General features: G+C 69.5%; 19 protein-coding genes and 1 pseudogene. 12 read left to right on the top strand and 8 right to left on the bottom strand.

Annotated elements, in window-relative coordinates:
- Positions 1–2 precede the first annotated feature (2 nt).
- The 3 genes from atpD (at position 3) to FCI23_RS21420 (ending at position 2488) form a co-directional block, all read left to right on the top strand.
- On the top strand, positions 3–1445 hold the full coding sequence (gene atpD / locus FCI23_RS21430; protein WP_136725551.1) for a F0F1 ATP synthase subunit beta: 1443 nt from the start codon (positions 3–5) through the stop codon (positions 1443–1445).
- Positions 1446–1545: 100 nt separating this feature from the next.
- Positions 1546–1920, top strand: a complete 375-nt coding sequence (locus tag FCI23_RS21425) for a F0F1 ATP synthase subunit epsilon (protein WP_211265423.1) — start codon at positions 1546–1548, stop codon at positions 1918–1920.
- A gap of 112 nt (positions 1921–2032) precedes the next feature.
- Positions 2033–2488 (top strand): DUF2550 domain-containing protein, encoded by a 456-nt coding sequence (locus tag FCI23_RS21420; protein WP_136725549.1) that lies wholly within the window; start codon positions 2033–2035, stop codon positions 2486–2488.
- Between the two features lie 137 nt (positions 2489–2625).
- Here the strand turns inward: FCI23_RS21420 and FCI23_RS21415 are convergent.
- Positions 2626–2784: pseudogene (locus tag FCI23_RS21415) on the bottom strand (response regulator transcription factor); the annotation flags it as partial.
- Positions 2785–2902: 118 nt separating this feature from the next.
- On the opposite strand from FCI23_RS21415, the gene FCI23_RS21410 reads away from it, so the two are divergent.
- The gene (locus FCI23_RS21410) at positions 2903–3559 is read left to right on the top strand and encodes a Uma2 family endonuclease (protein WP_136725548.1); all 657 of its coding nucleotides are present in this window, start codon (positions 2903–2905) and stop codon (positions 3557–3559) included.
- A 112-nt stretch (positions 3560–3671) separates the two neighbouring features.
- On the opposite strand, the gene FCI23_RS21405 is transcribed toward FCI23_RS21410, so the two are convergent.
- Both FCI23_RS21405 and FCI23_RS21400 read right to left on the bottom strand, forming a co-directional pair.
- Positions 3672–3887, bottom strand: a complete 216-nt coding sequence (locus FCI23_RS21405; RefSeq protein WP_246143885.1) for a DUF397 domain-containing protein — start codon at positions 3885–3887, stop codon at positions 3672–3674.
- Positions 3871–4713, bottom strand: a complete 843-nt coding sequence (locus tag FCI23_RS21400; protein ID WP_136725547.1) for a helix-turn-helix domain-containing protein — start codon at positions 4711–4713, stop codon at positions 3871–3873. The genes FCI23_RS21405 and FCI23_RS21400 overlap by 17 nt, the downstream gene beginning before the upstream one ends.
- A gap of 193 nt (positions 4714–4906) precedes the next feature.
- Here FCI23_RS21400 and FCI23_RS21395 point away from each other — a divergent pair, with 193 nt between their 5' ends.
- From FCI23_RS21395 to FCI23_RS21385, 3 genes are all read left to right on the top strand, one after another.
- Positions 4907–5131, top strand: a complete 225-nt coding sequence (locus FCI23_RS21395) for a hypothetical protein (protein WP_136725546.1) — start codon at positions 4907–4909, stop codon at positions 5129–5131.
- A 53-nt stretch (positions 5132–5184) separates the two neighbouring features.
- Entirely contained in the window at positions 5185–5766 is a 582-nt protein-coding gene (locus FCI23_RS21390) for a Uma2 family endonuclease (protein WP_136725545.1), read from the top strand.
- Positions 5767–5944: 178 nt separating this feature from the next.
- Positions 5945–7054, top strand: coding sequence for an NAD(P)/FAD-dependent oxidoreductase (locus FCI23_RS21385; RefSeq protein ID WP_136725544.1), 1110 nt, complete (start codon positions 5945–5947; stop codon positions 7052–7054).
- 21 nt (positions 7055–7075) lie between these two features.
- Here the strand turns inward: FCI23_RS21385 and FCI23_RS21380 are convergent, their stop codons facing one another.
- Positions 7076–7648, bottom strand: coding sequence for a cob(I)yrinic acid a,c-diamide adenosyltransferase (locus FCI23_RS21380; RefSeq protein ID WP_136725543.1), 573 nt, complete (start codon positions 7646–7648; stop codon positions 7076–7078).
- A gap of 126 nt (positions 7649–7774) precedes the next feature.
- Between FCI23_RS21380 and FCI23_RS21375 the strand changes: the two genes are divergently transcribed.
- The 3 genes from FCI23_RS21375 (at position 7775) to FCI23_RS56520 (ending at position 11770) form a co-directional block, all read left to right on the top strand.
- Complete coding sequence (locus FCI23_RS21375; protein ID WP_136725542.1) at positions 7775–8623, top strand: 3-hydroxyacyl-CoA dehydrogenase family protein; 849 nt, start codon at positions 7775–7777, stop codon at positions 8621–8623.
- 151 nt (positions 8624–8774) lie between these two features.
- Positions 8775–9098 (top strand): STAS domain-containing protein, encoded by a 324-nt coding sequence (locus FCI23_RS21370; RefSeq protein WP_136725541.1) that lies wholly within the window; start codon positions 8775–8777, stop codon positions 9096–9098.
- 191 nt (positions 9099–9289) lie between these two features.
- On the top strand, positions 9290–11770 hold the full coding sequence (locus FCI23_RS56520) for an ATP-binding protein (RefSeq protein WP_169316872.1): 2481 nt from the start codon (positions 9290–9292) through the stop codon (positions 11768–11770).
- Positions 11771–11821: 51 nt separating this feature from the next.
- Here FCI23_RS56520 and nucS read toward each other — a convergent pair whose 3' ends face one another.
- Positions 11822–12487: an endonuclease NucS gene (nucS, locus tag FCI23_RS21360; protein ID WP_136725540.1), complete on the bottom strand. Its 666-nt coding sequence runs from the start codon at positions 12485–12487 to the stop codon at positions 11822–11824.
- A gap of 323 nt (positions 12488–12810) precedes the next feature.
- Here nucS and FCI23_RS21355 point away from each other — a divergent pair, with 323 nt between their 5' ends.
- Positions 12811–13203 (top strand): SCO5389 family protein, encoded by a 393-nt coding sequence (locus FCI23_RS21355; protein WP_136725539.1) that lies wholly within the window; start codon positions 12811–12813, stop codon positions 13201–13203.
- A gap of 79 nt (positions 13204–13282) precedes the next feature.
- On the opposite strand, the gene FCI23_RS21350 is transcribed toward FCI23_RS21355, so the two are convergent.
- Positions 13283–14308 (bottom strand): LLM class flavin-dependent oxidoreductase, encoded by a 1026-nt coding sequence (locus FCI23_RS21350; protein ID WP_136725538.1) that lies wholly within the window; start codon positions 14306–14308, stop codon positions 13283–13285.
- Positions 14309–14527: 219 nt separating this feature from the next.
- On the opposite strand from FCI23_RS21350, the gene FCI23_RS21345 reads away from it, so the two are divergent.
- Complete coding sequence (locus tag FCI23_RS21345; RefSeq protein WP_136725537.1) at positions 14528–14848, top strand: ATP/GTP-binding protein; 321 nt, start codon at positions 14528–14530, stop codon at positions 14846–14848.
- Between the two features lie 41 nt (positions 14849–14889).
- Here FCI23_RS21345 and FCI23_RS21340 read toward each other — a convergent pair whose 3' ends face one another.
- Positions 14890–15813 (bottom strand): ABC transporter permease subunit, encoded by a 924-nt coding sequence (locus FCI23_RS21340; protein WP_136725536.1) that lies wholly within the window; start codon positions 15811–15813, stop codon positions 14890–14892.
- Positions 15810–16964: an ABC transporter ATP-binding protein gene (locus tag FCI23_RS21335; protein ID WP_136725535.1), complete on the bottom strand. Its 1155-nt coding sequence runs from the start codon at positions 16962–16964 to the stop codon at positions 15810–15812. Before FCI23_RS21335 ends, FCI23_RS21340 begins: the two co-directional genes overlap by 4 nt.
- Positions 16965–17024: the final 60 nt, after the last annotated feature.

The following is a 17024-nucleotide window of genomic DNA, read 5'->3' as shown; positions in this document are numbered from 1 at the left end:
CTATGACCACCACTGTTGAAACGGCCACGGCAACGGGTCGCGTCGCTCGGGTCATCGGCCCGGTCGTCGACGTGGAGTTCCCCGTCGACGCGATGCCGGAGATCTACAACGCGCTGCATGTCGACGTCGCCGACCCGGCCGAGGACGGCAAGATCAAGACGCTGACCCTGGAGGTCGCCCTGCACCTGGGTGACGGCATGGTCCGCGCGATCTCGATGCAGCCCACCGACGGCCTGGTCCGCCAGTCCCCGGTGACCGACACCGGCGAGGGCATCACCGTGCCGGTCGGTGACATCACCAAGGGCAAGGTGTTCAACACCCTCGGGAAGATCCTGAACGAGCCGGAGGCCGAGGACCAGGTCACCGAGCGCTGGCCGATCCACCGCAAGGCTCCGGCCTTCGACCAGCTCGAGTCCAAGACCGAGATGTTCGAGACCGGCCTGAAGGTCGTCGACCTGCTGACCCCCTATGTCAAGGGCGGCAAGATCGGCCTCTTCGGTGGTGCGGGCGTCGGCAAGACGGTCCTCATCCAGGAAATGATCATGCGTGTGGCCAAGCTGCACGAGGGCGTTTCGGTGTTCGCCGGTGTCGGCGAGCGCACCCGTGAGGGCAACGACCTGATCGCGGAGATGGAGGAGTCCGGCGTCCTCGACAAGACGGCGCTGGTATTCGGGCAGATGGACGAGCCCCCGGGCACCCGTCTGCGCGTGGCACTGGCCGGTCTGACCATGGCGGAGTACTTCCGCGATGTGAAGGGCCAGGATGTGCTGTTCTTCATCGACAACATCTTCCGCTTCACCCAGGCCGGTTCCGAGGTGTCCACCCTGCTCGGCCGTATGCCGTCCGCGGTGGGCTACCAGCCGAACCTCGCGGACGAGATGGGCCAGCTCCAGGAGCGCATCACCTCGACCCGCGGTCACTCGATCACCTCCATGCAGGCGATCTATGTGCCGGCCGACGACCTCACCGACCCGGCCCCGGCGACCACCTTCGCGCACCTCGACGCGACGACGGTGCTCTCCCGGCCGATCTCGGAGAAGGGCATCTACCCGGCGGTGGACCCGCTGGACTCGACGTCCCGGATCCTGGACCCGCGCTACATCGCGCAGGACCACTACGACTGCGCTATGCGGGTGCGGTCGATCCTGCAGAAGTACAAGGACCTGCAGGACATCATCGCGATCCTCGGCATCGACGAGCTGGGCGAGGAGGACAAGCTCACCGTCCACCGCGCCCGCCGTATCGAGCGCTTCCTGTCGCAGAACACCCACGCGGCGAAGCAGTTCACCGGTGTCGATGGTTCGGATGTGCCCCTGGAGGAGTCCATCACCGCGTTCAACGCCATCGCCGACGGGAAGTACGACCACTACCCTGAGCAGGCGTTCTTCATGTGCGGTGGTCTTGAGGACCTGGAGCGCAACGCGAAGGAACTCGGCGTCGGCTGAGGCCGCCGCCACCCGGGCCGGGGCGATTGCCGCCCCGGCCCACCCCTATCATTGACTCAACACCCGCCGAAGGCGGTGGGTGCCGACCGTAGGAGCCGTCTTGGCTGAGCTGCACGTCGAGCTGGTCGCCGCTGACCGCAGTGTCTGGTCCGGCGAGGCGACCCTGGTCGTCGCACGCACCGAATCGGGTGACATCGGCATCATGCCGGGCCACCAGCCGCTGCTCGGTGTGCTGCAGTCCGGTCCGGTGACCATCCGTACGAGTGAAGGTGGGACGGTCGTCGCTGCCGTACACGATGGCTTCATCTCCTTCGCCGACAACAAGCTGTCGATCCTGGCCGAGATCGCCGAGCTCGCCGACGAGATCGATGTCGCGCGTGCGGAGCGGGCACTGGAGCGGGCCCAGTCCGACACCGATGCGGCGGCCGAGCGGCGTGCCGAGGTACGCCTCGCCGCCACCACAGGCGTGCACTGATCGCGCCTACCAGCACGACGAAGCCGCGGGAAGCCGAACCGATCTCCGATCACGGCATCCCGCGGCTCCGGCACTTCCACCGTTGTGAGATGAAGCGAGGAGGTCGATAGTCGTGATCCTCGCTCTTCAGCTGTGCGGAGGGATCATCGCTGCGGCGCTGCTGGGGCTGTTTGTCTTCGGCCTGCGCCGTCGGCTGATCCAGCGCCCCGGCGGCACCTTCGACTGCAGTCTCCGGCTTGCCGCCGAGGCTGAGCCGGAAACTTCCGTGCCCTCGGGCAAGGGATGGGTCTACGGCGTCGCCCGCTACAGCGGTGACCGTGTCGAATGGTTCCGCGTCTTCTCCTACTCGCCCCGGCCCCGGCGGGTCCTCGAACGTTCTGCCATCGAGGTCCTCCACCGACGCGAGCCCCAGGGGGAGGAGGAGCTTGCCCTTCTCTCCGACGCCGTGGTCCTCGTTTGTGAGCACCGCGGCGTTCGTCTTGAGCTCGCGATGAGCGACGACGCCCAGACGGGCTTCCTGGCCTGGCTCGAGGCGGCCCCTCCGGGCCAGCGGGTCAACGTCGCGTAGCGTTTCCGTGCCGGTCGCCTCGCCCCTGGCCGGGTCGCCTACGGCGGGCCTTTCCCCTGACCCGCCCCCACGCGGCGCCAGCCGCATATCGAACGCAGCCGGGAAGGGGCGGGGAGGGGAAGGCGCCGCAGGCGGCCTCAGGGCAGGCGTAGGCCCAATTCTTGGGCCAGGACGGCGGCTTGGGTGCGGCTGCGGAGCGCGAGCTTGGTGAGGATCCGGCTGACATGGGTCTTGGCCGTGGCCTCGGCCATGCACAGCCGGGCGGCGATCTCCGCATTGGACAGCCCGGTCCCGATATCTTGAGTACCAGGCCGTAAGGGAGTCCTGCAGCTCTCTGCTCGGTTTTATCGCGTCGCTGCGAGGCGCTACGCTGAGTAGCGACCACAGCGTTCCGAGGAAGGGGTCGGTGAGCCGATGTCCGTGCCGGCGATCGCGCACTACACGCTTCCCGATTCTCCGTATGACATGTGGGTGCGGGACGAACTGAGGGACTACCTGAGGCTGCCGCACGACGGTACGCGGGTCGAGGTGGTCGGGGGAGAGATCATCGTGTCACCAGGACCCACTGTCGATCACAACGGGATTGTGGCCGACATCCTTGAAGGGCTGATCCTCGCCAAGGCGGGACACCCCGATTTCCCGTGGCGGGCCGTCCAGACGACGGACCTCAACCTGGTGGAGATCGGTGACGGGTACATTCCCGACCTCATCGTCCTGGAGGCTGACATACTGGCCCAGGCCCGGTCCACGAAGGCGAAGCACCTCTTCTCCCACCAGCTCGACATGGTCGTTGAGGTGACTTCGAAATCCAACGCGCCGGTCGACCGCGAACCGGCATTCGGCCGCCGAGCCGCCACGAAATGGACCGGCTATGCCCAGTGTGTGATCCCGTACTACCTTCTGGTGGACCGGGACCCCAAGGGCCCCGGCATCACGCTCTTCGCGGAACCCGACCGGCGCTCGGGTCGCTACCAGGTGCTGGACAGCTGGGAGTTCGGCGGCAGCGTGCGGTTGCCGGAGCCCTTCGGGTTTTCGTTCAGCACCGCCGAATGGGAGCCCTGGGGGGAGTAGGGGGATGCAGCGCCCATGACCGGCACGGTTCGCGGTCATGGACGGCACTACGCAACGGCCGAGCGCCAGCGCCTTCGCGTGACGGGTCGGTCCTGGCCACAGGGCGCGGCGTTCAGGCAGCAGGGAAGTCGCCTGCCTTTATGCCCGCTATGAACGCGGACCATGTTCCGGCGGGGAAGACCAGCGCGGGGCCGTGGGGGTTCTTGGAGTCGCGGACGGGCACGATGCGGGGGAGGCCGTCGGCGACCTCGACGCAGTCGCCGCCGTCGGGGTTGCTGTAATTGCTCTTGCGCCAGGTGGCGCTGCTCAGGTCAAGGATGGGTCGCACGGGTCCACTCCTTCATGACGGCTCGGATCATCGCCTCGGAGTCGCGAGGCGGGAGGGCCATCGCCCTGAGCAGATCGTAGTTCTCCCGTAGCTTCGTGACGGTATCCCGGTCTTCAATGATCGTCCCGGAGTGGCTGCCTTCCTCGTACGCCACCACCGGCTCGTCGGGGATCGTGAAGAGCCTCAGCGAACCGCCTGCCTCCGGATGGAGGCCGGAAGTGAACGGCAGCACTTGGAGGGTTACGTCCCCCTGTGTCCCCCGCTCGACGAGTGACGCCATCTGGCGTTGCATCACCTGAGGGCCGCCCGCCGGGCGGCGGAGAACCGCCTCGTCCAGGATGAACCAGCAGCGGGGCGGCTTGGGTCGGCTGAACAGCGTCTGCCGGTCGATTCGGGCCTTCACCAGCGCCTGGATCCCCGCGTCGGGAGCCTCCGGGTGCCCGACGCGCAGCCATGCCTCGGCCAGCTCCGGCGTCTGGAGGAGGCCGGGAATGATGGCGCAGTTGTACTGCTCGATGACGGCCGCCCGCCGCTCGATCTCGATCATGCGCCGGTACTTGCCCGGGAACGGCTCGTTCTTCGCCAGCGCGTGCAGCCGCGCGAAGCTCCCGTCCGTGCCGAAGCACGCGTCCAGCGTCGCCGGGAGGTCGTCGTACGGCAGCGTCTCCGCCGCCTCGATCCGGGCGAGATGGGACTTGCTGTAGTTCAACACTTCCGACAGCCGCCGCAGCGACATGCCCGCCTTCTCCCGCTGCCTGCGGATCTCCGCGCCGAACAGATCGCGTGCCGAACGGTCGGGAAAAAGCTCACGCGGCTGGAACGTCATTGGTCCATCCCTCCTCGTCCCGCCGATGCGGCTGGGACGGCTGGCCTCTGTCGAGATTACGTGCCGGAGCGCAACGCTGTGAGTACACACCGTAATTGGCCCTAAAAACGAAAAGCAGGTCGATCGACGTAATGCATCCCATCGAACGCCTCACCGTCTGCCGTCGGATCCACGGCGTGGAGGTGGCGCGGTGATGACCTACGGCGCCCCGTACGAGGGTGGGAGTAGAGAACCGGTCCGTCCCCGGATGACGATGCGCGTCTACCGCGTGTCCCGGGGCAGCGGCGCCGTCACGGAGGAGTTGGGCCGGGTCAGCGTCATGGCTGACGACCGGCTGGCGCCCATGATGTCGGGTCAGTTCCCGCCGTGCCGGTGCCCGCTGCACCGTCTCTCTGCCGACGCTGCGGGGCACGCCTAGGCGGCCGGTGCGGGATACGCTGGAAGCGCCGCACTCTCCAAGGAGGCCAGGTCATGACCGCTATCCACGATCGTCCGCAGATGCTGCCGGAGGAGTTCGAGGAGTTCGCGCGGCTCGCGGGCCGCGTGATGGAGGGGATGCGGTGGGAGTTCATCAACGGGAAGATCGGGGTTACGCCGGTGCCGGATGGCGACCACGGGCGGATCATTCAGTGGCTGGCGCGGATCTGTATCCAGACGAACCCGGACCTGTGGCTGCATGACCAGGGTCTGAAGGTGGAGACCTACCGCAACGGTCATGCGCGCCCGGACGGAACTCTGGCCCCCAGCGACGCTTTTGTCGGTCAGGGCGAGTGGGCCGAACCCACGGACGTCCTGATGGTTGCCGAGGTCACTTCCTACGACTCCGACACGGATCGCCGGGACCGTGTCGAGAAACCTCGCGCGTATGCCGAGGCGGGCATCCCGGTGTACCTGCTGATCGACCGGGAGGCGGGCGAGGTCACCGTCTTCAGCGAGCCGGACGGTGTCCGGTACGAGAGCACCAAGACGGTGCCGTTCGGCAAGCCGATCACGCTGCCCGCACCCGTGGGATTCACGCTGGACACCGAACCCCTCAAGGGATGGGTGCGCTGAGCTCGGCCGCCGCATCACCGCACGGCCCGCCTCCGAGCGGCACAGGATCCGCGTCAGAACGACACAACCGCACAGCGGGCTATCCCGAACACCGGTACGGGCCAGCCGGGCCAGCTCATAGATTAGGGCGGCGGCACATGAGTGCCCTCTCATTCCCCCACATTTTGAGAGGACCGGCATGGCGACAAGGAATGTCGTAGTGATCGGCGGCGGTTACGCCGGTATCCGGGTGGCCAAGGATCTTGACGACATCGCGCGGGTGACCCTGGTGGACCGCAAGGAGGTGTTCTTCCACCGGGTGGCCTCGCTGCGGGCCGGCGTCGACGAGCGGTGGACACGGGCCCCGCTCATTCCCTACAGCAGGCTGCTGGAGCACGGTCGGGTGGCGCTCGGGAAGGTGACCGGCATACAGACCCGGGAGCGGGAAGTCGTCCTCGCCTCCGGAGAGCGGCTGCCGTACGACGTGGTGGTGATCGCCACCGGCGCCGACTATCCGGAGCCGGCGCGGTTCGTCGGGACGACGGCGGAGGAGGCGGCCAACGTGTTCCGGGGGCATCAGCGGCGGATCGTGGAGGCGCGCAGGATCATGGTCGTCGGGGGCGGGCCTTCGGGGGTCGAGCTCAGCGCGGAGATACGGCTGGCGCGCCCGGACGCGGAGGTGACGCTGGCGCATTCCGGAGCGGCGCTGCTTGAGGGGAACGGCGCTGTGCGGGCCGGGCGGCGGGCGCTGGACTGGCTGGCGGCGCATGAGGTGCGAGTGCTGCTGAACACGTTTGTGTCGCCGGGGAGCGCTTTCGGCTCGTTCCGGGACGGGGCGGGCCGCCGGATCGAGGCCGACCTGGTGTTCTGGGCCACCGGCACCACCCCGAACACGGTGTGGCTGCGGCTGGCCGGTCACGGTGACTGGCTGAACGGCACGGGACACGTCAGGGTGGACGGGCATCTGCGGGTCGTCGGCTGGCGGGACGTCTTCGCGGTCGGCGATGTCACCGACATCAGCGACGCCAAGGTCGCCCCGGCCGCCTTCGCGCAGGGCCGGGCGGCCGCCCACAACATCCGTGCTCATCTGGACGGTTCGGGGCGGCACCGCAGTCAGTCGAAACCGTACAAGGCCGTGCCGTTGCGGCTCCTGGCAGTGCCCTTCGGGCCGGGCGACGGGGTGACGATGATGCCGCGCGGTGAGCGGGAGGCCATGCTGCTCGGCAGGCGGGCGACTGTCGTGCTCAAGAGCAAATCCCTCCTCGTCCCCCATCAGCGGGCCCTGCTCGGCCAGCCCGCCGCCGACTAGAACCGGGGCCCGGAGCCGGGCTCAGCGGTTCTCGCCCGGCACCCACAGGACGTCGCCGAGCTCCTTGTTGGCCGTGCGGGCCAGGATGAACAGGAGATCGGAAAGACGGTTGAGGTAGGTGGCGGTGAGGGCGTTCATGGTCTCGCGGTGCTCGGCGAGGGCGGCCCAGGTGGAGCGTTCGGCGCGGCGGACGACGGTGGTGGCCTGGTGGAGCAGGGCGGCGCCGGGAGTGCCGCCGGGGAGGATGAAGCTGCGGAGCTTGTCGAGGTCCTCCAGGAACCGGTCGCAGTCCGCTTCGAGCTTGTCGATGTAGGTCTGCTCGACGCGCAGCGGCGGGTATTTGGGATCGGGGACGACAGGGGTGGCGAGATCGGCGCCGACGTCGAAGAGGTCGTTCTGGACACGGGTGAGGACGGCGGCGACGTCCGGTGTGAGGCCGCCGAGGGCGATGGCCACACCGATGGTGGCGTTGGCCTCGTTGGTGTCGGCGTAGGCGGCGATACGGGGGTCGGTCTTGGCGGTGCGGCTCATGTCACCGAGTGCGGTGGTGCCGTCGTCACCGGTACGGGTGTAAATGCGGGTGAGATTGACCATGGACCGAGGGTAACCACACAGGGCGGTGCGACGAAGCACACACCGTGACGCGGCTCTCTTAGTGCTGCGTACCTATGTGAGCGGGCGTTAAGGTCCGCCCAGGACATCGAGAAGAGGGTGTGTGCCGTGGCGAAGAAGCTCGCCGTCATCGGAGCCGGTCTGATGGGCTCCGGCATCGCGCAGGTATCGGCTCAGGCGGGCTATGAGGTGGTGCTCCGGGACGTCACGGACGCGGCACTCGCGCGTGGCAGGGGCGGCATCCAGGCCTCGTACGAGAAGTTCGTGTCGAAGGGGAAGCTGACGGCGGCCGAGGCGGAGGCGGCGCTCGCGCGTATCGCCACCACCACGGATCTGGACGCGGTCGCCGACGCGGACATCGTGGTCGAGGCGGTGTTCGAGAAGATCGAGGTCAAGCAGGAGATCTTCCGGGCGCTGGACAAGATCGCCAAGGATGAGGCGGTGCTCGCGTCCAACACCTCGGCGATCCCGATCACGAAGATCGCGGCGGTGACGGAGCGTCCGGAGCGCGTCGTGGGCACGCATTTCTTCTCACCGGTGCCGATGATGCGGCTCTGCGAGCTGGTGCGTGGCTACAAGACCAGCGACGCGACGCTCGCCTCGGCGAAAGCTTTCGCCGAGGCGGTCGGGAAGACCACGATCGTCGTGAACCGCGATGTGGCGGGGTTTGTGACGACCCGGCTGATTTCGGCACTGGTTGTCGAGGCGGTCAAGCTCTACGAGTCCGGGGTGGCCTCTGCCGAGGACATCGACATCGCCTGCAAGCTGGGCTTCGGCCACGCCATGGGGCCGCTGGCCACCGCCGACCTGACCGGGGTGGACATCCTTTTGCACGCCGCGGGCAACATCTACACCGAATCGCAGGACGAAAAGTTCGCTCCGCCGGAGATCATGCGCCGGATGGTGGACGCGGGCGCCCTGGGCCGCAAGAGCGGCGAGGGGTTCTACCAGTACTGACCGGCACTGACCGATACGTCACTCGTAAGGGTGAACTCGGTATCGGTTTGCTCACTGACGGCAACTTCTCTGTACGACGGATAGTCAGTCACATAGATACAAGGCAAGACATAAGGCCAAAAAGAGGCCACTCACTCCACGGGGAGCGCTTATGCACATCAGGGGCGACCACACCGAGCTGGTCGTCGGGGGCCGCCTCGATGTCCACAGCGCGGCGGACGCCCGTACGGTGCTGCACTCCGCCGTCGACGACGGCCACGGTGACCTGGTGCTCGACCTGACCAGCCTCGACTCGTGGGACGCGACGGGGCTTGGTGTGATCATGGGGGCGCACCGGAGGGCCGGACGGGCCGACCGGAGGCTGGTGCTGCGCGGGGTGCCGCCGCAGCTTCAGCGGCTGTTGGTGGCCACGAGGCTGCACCGGATTCTGGTGATCGAGGGTGGAATTGAGGCGGAAGCCTTGCCGCGTGTCTGATATGGATGACCAAAAAGGGACGTATGGGCGGCGCGGCGGCCCTGACGTGTGGCCATACTGTGGGAACGATTAGGGTTCGGTTTCCGGCGTGCCACCCCGCACGCCGCGGAGGGGAGCCGGGTCCGGTCCGAAGGCGGACGGGCGGCGGTCCGGCGCGGCCCCGTTGCGACACATTTGGGGGGCGGAGACCAGTGGACCAACATACCGACGCATCTGACGAGTTCGGCGACGAGTCCGGCGCGCAGCCGTACTCCGCCGAGGACAGCCCCGTACCGCCGCCGCGCACACAGCGGCCGTCGCGTGACCCGAACGCGGCCGATATCGTCGTGGGCGCGGGTGCCGGGGAGGCCGTGCGCGTTGTCGAAGTCGTCGCTGGCGACTATCTGGTGACCGTCAATCCGGTGGACGGCAGTGAGGTCACCGCCCTCCCGCCGGACGGGCGGGAAGGCGTCGCACGCCGCACCCCCGAGTCGCGTGCCGCGCGGGAGGCGTCGGCCCGGCCTCCGGTGCCGCCGGGGCCGCGGGCGGTCGAGCTGCCGCTGCTGGAGCGCGAGGAGGAGCGGGAACGGCTGGCGAGGCTGCTGTCCAGAGGCCGCTCCGTACGCGTCACCGGGCCGTCCGGGTCCGGCCGCAGTGTGCTGCTCGACGCGGTCGCCGAGGGATGCTCCCAGCTGGCGCCGGACGGCGTCATCCGGCTGTCGGGGTACCACCGCACGTTGGCCGATCTGCTCCACGACCTCTTCACGGCGGTCTACGAGTCCCAGGCGTACCGCCCGGACCGGTCACGGCTGCTGGAGCTGCTGCGCGAGGTGGGCGCGGTTGTCGTCCTGGACGACCTGGAGTTCGGCGGCCCCGCGCTGGAGGAGCTGCTCGACGCGGTGCCCGAGTGCGCGTTCCTGATGTCGGCGACACCGGATGTGGCGGCCCCGGCCTCCGACTCGGCGGTCGAGGAGGTCTTCCTGCCCGGACTCACCCGGGTCGCCTGCCTGGAGCTGCTGGAAAAGGCTGTGCAGCGGCCGCTGGAGGACGAGGAGGCGGCCTGGGCGGCGGACCTGTGGTTCGAGTCCGAGGGGCTGCCACTGCGCTTCGTACAGGCCGGGGCGCTGCTGCGGCAGCGCGACGCGCGGGGCCTCCATGTTCTGGACGGCGACGAGCCGGTCTGGGACACCGTTGAGGACGACCTGCCGGTGGACGCGCCTCTCGACGCCCTGCCCGCCTCGCACATATCGCTACCGTCCCTCGGCGAGAGCGCCGCCCCCGCCGAGCTGCTCGCCTCCCGGCTCAGCGAAGCCGCGCAGGAGACGCTGCGGTTCGCCGTGGCGCTGGGCGGTGAGTGCCCGCACCAGGCGCATCTGCCCGCCCTCGTCGGTGACACGCACGGTGATGCCGCGCTCGGCGAGATCGTCGCGGCCGGGCTGGCCCTGCCCGTCGCCTCGCACTACCGGCTCGCCGCCGGCGTACGGGAGCAGCTGGTCGCGGCGGCGTACGTCGCGGCAGTGGACACCGTCGGTACCGCCGACACCGGGCCGGAGGTCAACACGGCGGCCCTCCACTACGCCTGGTGGGTCGGTCACCCGTCGGTCACCCCGGAGCGGGTCGCCGCCGAGGCCGAGGCCGTCCTCGCCGCGCTGGCCGCAGCCCGGGACGTCGGCCACCACAGCACCGCCGTGCTGCTGGCCCGCACGGCCGCGCCCGTCTTCGCCGCCGCGCTGGAGTGGAGCGTCTGGGAGCGGGCACTACGGATCGGCCAGGAGACTGCCCGGATCACCGGGGAGGTCGCCGAAGAGGCGTACTTCCTCCACGAACTGGGCGTCCTGTCGCTGCTCTCCGGAAACCTGGACCGGGCCCGTACCGAGTTGGAGGCATCCATCGGCCTGCGCGGTGCGCTGGCCGACCGTCAGGGCACCACCGTCGGGCGGCGCACCCTCGCGCTGGTCGTCGACCGCTCCGGCGGGCCGGTGCCCGCGACCACCCCCGCCGGGGTCGAGACAGCGGCGGTCGGGGCCGAGGCCTCCGTGTCGCCGGTGATCGTCTCGCTTCCGGCCGAGGCGGCCACCGCCGTCCACCCCCGCCTGGCCCCCGCCAGGACCGGCCTGCGCCGCATCCCCGGCACCGGCTCCCGCCGCAACGTGGCCGCCGCCGGTGCCGGGGCGCTGATCGCCGCCGTACTGGGCACCCTCGTCACCCTCGGCTCGACGGCGAACACCAGCGAGAACAAGAACGTCCCCTCGAACGTCAAGCCCCTCCAGTCCGCCCAGCAGGACAACAGCACCGGCGGCCTCCCCGCCCAGTCCTCCGCCCCCGGCGCCCTTCAGAGCATCGCCAACCCCTCCGGCTCCGCCGACGCCTCCGCCTCATCGGGCACCAGCGGCACGACCACGGCGCCGGGCACCGGCGCGGGTACGACCACGGCCACGACGCCGGGTACCTCCACGAGGCCGTCGACCACGCCGCCGACCACGCCCAAGCCGACGACGTCCAAGCCGACGTCCAAGCCGCCCACGAACACGCCGCCCACGAACACGCCGCCGACCGGTCCGTCGCCGACGACGTCGTCCCCGACCGCCACCGCGCCCACCACCCCCGCCAGCGCCAGCGACACGGTCTCCAGCGCCCCCGTCACCACCATCGCGGCCACGCCCAGCGAGAGCGTGTCTAGCACGGTGGCCTGACGACGCCGGAGGGCCCCGGCGCACAGTGCGCCGGGGCCCTCGACCGGTGTCTCAGAAAAGCTTGAGCTTGTCGTCCTCGATGCCCCGCATCGAGTCGTAGTCCAGGGTCACGCACCCGATGCCGCGGTCCGTCGCCAGTACCCGCGCCTGTGGCTTGATCTCCTGGGCGGCGAACAGGCCCTTCACCGGCGCGAGGTGCGGGTCGCGGTTCAGCAGTTCCAGGTACCGGGTGAGCTGCTCGACGCCGTCGATCTCACCGCGCCGTTTGATCTCGATGGCGACGGTGGCGCCTTGGGCGTCGCGGCACAGGATGTCGACCGGCCCGATCGCGGTCGGGTACTCGCGGCGGATCAGCTTCCAGCCCTCGCCCAGCACTTCCATGCGGTCGGCGAGGAGCTCCTGGAGGTGCGCCTCGACGCCGTCCTTGATCAGTCCGGGATCGACGCCCAGCTCGTGCTTCGACTCGTGCAGCACTTCGTCGATGGTGATGATCAGCTGCTCACCGGGCTTGTTGGTGACGGTCCAGACCGTGCCGTCATCGCTCTCCTTGAGGGTGCAGGGCGGCGACATCCAGTTCAGCGGCTTGTAGGCACGGTCGTCGGCGTGGACCGACACCGAGCCGTCGGCCTTCACCAGTAGCAGCCTGGTGGCCAGAGGGAGGTGGGCGGAGAGCCGGCCCGCGTAGTCGACGGAGCAGCGGGCAATGACGAGGCGCATGGTCGGCAACGCTACTCGAATGGCCCCCCGGCACGCGATTCGTCCTGGCGGACCCGGGCCCCGGCGGCTGTCGGAGGATGGCCGGTTGTGGGTCTGTCCGGGCCCGCCGCGTCCCGGGTACTTCGCGGCCGGAGGTTGGGGGTCGGGCTCTGATCCGCCGGGGGGCGAAAGAGCAGTTCGTGATCGGCCGGACACACCCTGGTGCGGCCGGACCTTCACACTCTACGGTTGGGAGTGGGAGCCGCTACGCGGGAGTTCTCTTCGCGGCTTCCTCCGTAGCCCGAATGACCCCAACACCCCAGGGGTCACGAGAGGAGCCACTCATGTCGCTCGACGTCTCACCGGCCCTCCTTGACAAGGCCGAGCGAGGCGAGGTCGATGAGAAGGAATTCGTCGACTGCGTCCGGATCTCCCTGCCTTACGCGTGGGAGATGATCAGCTCGTTGGTTGCGCAGCTCAAGGTGGACGGCGGATCCTTCGCCGACAACCAGGTGCCGCCGCCGGACGAGCAGGCGCGGGGGCAACTGCTCCGCGCTCTCGCGAGTGATGCGATACGGGGAGCCCTGCAGCGACATTTCGGGGTCCGGCTCGCATTCCAGAACTGCCATCGGGTGGCGGTCTTCCCGCTGGACCCGGCGGTGGACGGGAGCTTTACGAAGTTTACTTCTGTGCGATCCCAACTACTGAACCAGTCGCCGGAGTTCCGGGACTGCTGAGCCCGACCGATCACTGACTGCCCCAGCCGGCAGGTGCTCCCGCCGTTGGCTGAACGTGCTGAGCGCTCTGAGCGCTCTTTCAGGCCAATTGCGGGAGCACATCGCTGCCGAGTCGTGCCAAGTTCTCCTCGGTGAGGGCCAGATCGCCCGAGCCCTCGGCGAGCAGCGCGAAGCGGGTGATGCCGGTTCGCTCGGCGGTGGCGAGCAGCCGGTCGGCGCAGAGCCCGGGGGGCCCCACGGGGTGCAGGCCGCAGAGGAGTTCGGTGTAGTCCATCGGGTCGCGCATGGCGCGGGTCCGGCCGTCGACCGTTTCGTGGGCGGCGAGCCCTCGTTGAAGCCAGCCCGGCATCGCTTTGGACAGTGCCTCCACGGCGGCCTCCCGGCTGTCCGCGATTTGTACGACGCCGGCCGAGACGTGTCCTGCGCCCATCACCAGATCGGGTGAATGCCCGGCGGCCCGCGCCTCGGTCCGCCAGGCCGCGACCATCTGGGCCTTCTCGTCGTCCCCGGCGTGCATGCCGAGGAGCATGGGCAGCCCCCGTTCGGCGGCGAGCCGCACCGATCGCGGCGAGGTGCAGGCAAGCACGACGGGCGGTCCGGGCGGGCCGTCCAGCTCGTCCGGCCGGGGTACGACGGCGACCTCGCGAAAGGTGTAGCGCTCTCCGTCCGCCCCGACCCGGGCCGACCTCAGCCACCGCAGCAGCAGGTCGAGCGATTCCGGGAACCCCTCCTCGTACGCCGCGAGACCGGCCCCGAAGACCTCCAGGTCCACCCAGGGCCCGCCGCGCCCCACGCCCAGCGTGAAGCGGCCCCCGGAGGCGATGTGCAGCAGCGCGGCCTGCTCGCCGAGGGCCACCGGGTGTGCGGTCGGCAGCACGCTGACGGCCGTCCCGACGCCGATGCGGCGGGTGCGGCCGAGCAGGAGCGCGGCAAGGGTCACCGCGGACGGGCATACTCCATACGGTACGAAGTGGTGTTCCGCCAGCCAGACGGAGTCGAGCCCGGCGGTTTCGGCGGCCACCGCGCTTCGTACCGCCCGGTGCAGCGCCTCGCCCTGGCCCTGGCCGGGGAACTGGGCCGCCAGGACAAAAGCCCCAACTTGCATGGTTGTTCACACCCTTACTCGACGCCCACTCGGCGCCCCCTGGTGAAGTCAACGAATGGCATGTGCCAAAGGCACGGCCTACCGCGCTGATTTCATGATTTTTAAGAGGGTGTGGGCCAACCAGGGGGCGCGCCTACCCGGATCGGGGCCCTTTACCCTGGAACCACCCCGTCCAGCCGGTCCTGTCCAGCCCGGCCCGCCCCCCCCGTGAGGTGTCCCGTGTCCCCGCGCCACAACCGTCCGCGAGACGCCGGCAAGCCCGCCGATCGCCCGGAGGCCGGGTCCGGCCGCGGTCTCGAACGTACCGAGACCTGGCAGGGCGAGCAGTGGATCGTCCGGATCATCGCGGGAGGCCCGCCGGGCAAGTTCTACCGCTGCCCCGGCTGCGACCAGGAAATCCCGCCGGGCGTCGGCCACTTGGTCGCCTGGCCCGAGTACGGCGGTGTCGAGGACCGCCGGCACTGGCACAGCGCCTGCTGGAACGCGAAGGACCGCCGCACCACGAGGGTGCAGCGGTCCCGTAACGCGCCCCGTTACTGAGGGCTAAGAGGCCGCCCCACCTATTCGCGCGGCCAATTAGCTTAGACGTCGCGCCTCGCCAGCACGGCGTACGCGGCGGCCAGGGCGACGCCGGTCACCACGGCGAGCCCAGTGAGCTGGCTCATCCCGTTCGCGTGGTCGCCGCCGAGCATGGGGATGCGGTACAGCGATGCGAGCGCGTTCGGCGAGGAGTACTCGACCATCTTCTCCTGGACCGTCCTCAGCTGGTCCGACTGCATGAAGATCGCGATGAGCAGGGGCAGCAGCACCACGCCCATCATCGTGGTGATCGCCCCCGCGGAGTGCCGCAGCAGCGTGCCGACGGCCAGCCCCAGCAGGCCCAGCAGCGCGATGTACAGGCCGACACCGACGGTGGCCCCGAGCCACTGCGAGGCACTGGCGGTGGTGACCCCGTCGCGGACCACCACTCCCGAGCCCGTGTAGTCGTTGACGCTGACGCTCTGGCCGCCGATCACGGCCCGGTTGATGAGCGCGGTCACCGTGCAGGCGATGGTGGTGACGGTGAAGGTGAGCCCGAAGAAGACGATCGCCTTGGCGGTCAGCACACGGGCACGCTGTGGGCAGGCGGTGAAGGTCGTCCTGATCATGCCGGTGCTGTACTCGGACGTGATCACCAGCACGCCCAGGGTGATCACCGCGAGTTGGCCGAGGATCATCCCGAACAGGCCGGGGCTGAGCACCGGGTCGGACACGGTGGGGCCGTGCGCGGTGTACGCCCAGTCCACCAGGAGGTTGATGCCCAGAACCAGGAACAGCATCACACCGAGCGTCCAGATCGTGGACCGCACTGTGCGGATCTTCGTCCACTCGGACGCCAGCGCGTGCCCGAGGTTGGTGTCCTGCACGGGAATCGGCGACGCGTACGCGCCGTACCAAGGCCCCTCCGGAGGCTGCTGAAGCGATGGCTGCTGCGGCGCGTAGGGGCTGGGGACGGGGGCGGTCATACGGCGTCCTCGGGCTTGGTCGGGGTAGTGGCGGCCGCGGGCACGGGTGCCGGAGCGGCGGGCGGCAGGGCGGCGGGCACCTCGGCGGCGGGCGGCGGCGCGGCCGGCCGGGCGTACGGGTTCTGCATGCCCGGGACGGGCTGCGGGGAGCCGTACGGCGGCTGGTGCCGGCCCGGGCTCTGAGCCGGCGCCTCGGGGCCGTGCGGGGCGGCCTGCCCGAAGCCCTGGCCGGGGTCCTGGGCGGAGCGGTAGTCCACGGCGGAGTTGGTCATCTGCATATAGGCCTCCTCCAGGGAGGCCTGGTGCGGGGAGAGCTCCCAGAGGCGTACACCCGCGTCATGGGCCAGGTCGCTGATGCGCGGGAGCTCCAGCCCGGAGACGCGCAGGGCACCGTCCTGTTCCGGCTGGATCCCGGCGCCGGCCCCGGACAGCACCTTGCTGAGCTTTTCGCGCTGGGCCGGGTCGTCGGGCGTACGGACCAGGGCATGGCCCGCCGAGTTGTGGGCGATGAAGTCCTTGACGCTCATGTCGGCGAGGAGCTGGCCCCGGCCGATGACAATCAAGTGGTCGGCGGTGAGCGCCATTTCGCTCATCAGGTGCGAGGAGACAAAGACGGTGCGGCCCTCGGCGGCCAGCTTGCGCATGAGATTGCGCACCCAGTGGATGCCCTCGGGGTCCAGGCCGTTGACGGGCTCGTCGAAAAGCAGCACCTCGGGGTCGCCGAGCAGCGCGCCGGCTATGCCGAGGCGCTGGCCCATGCCGAGGGAGAAGCCCTTGGAACGGTGGCCCGCGACGTCCTGGAGCCCGACCATACCGAGGACTTCGTCCACCCGGCGGGCGGGAATGCCGGAGAGCTGGGCGATGCAGAGCAGGTGCTGGCGGGCACTGCGGCCACCGTGCACCGCCTTGGCGTCGAGCAGCGCACCGACCCGGCGAGGCGCGTTGGACAGCTGCCGGAAGGGCTGGCCGCCGATGGTGACGTGCCCCTCGGTGGGTTCGTCCAGGCCGAGGATCATCCGCATGGTGGTGGACTTGCCGGAGCCGTTGGGGCCCAGGAAGCCGGTCACCGCCCCCGGGCGGACCTGGAACGACAAGTTGTACACGGCCGTCTTAGCGCCATAGCGCTTGGTGAGGCCGACTGCCTCGATCATGCTCCGCCCCTCATAGCCCTGCAAGTAAGGGTTAGGAGGTTACCGGGCGCCTGTCCGGTT

The organism is Actinacidiphila oryziradicis (genome assembly GCF_005047355.1).
Lineage (GTDB): Bacteria > Actinomycetota > Actinomycetes > Streptomycetales > Streptomycetaceae > Actinacidiphila > Actinacidiphila oryziradicis.
The sequence above is the reverse complement of the archived record's forward strand: the minus strand, read 5'-3'. Positions and strand labels throughout refer to the sequence as shown.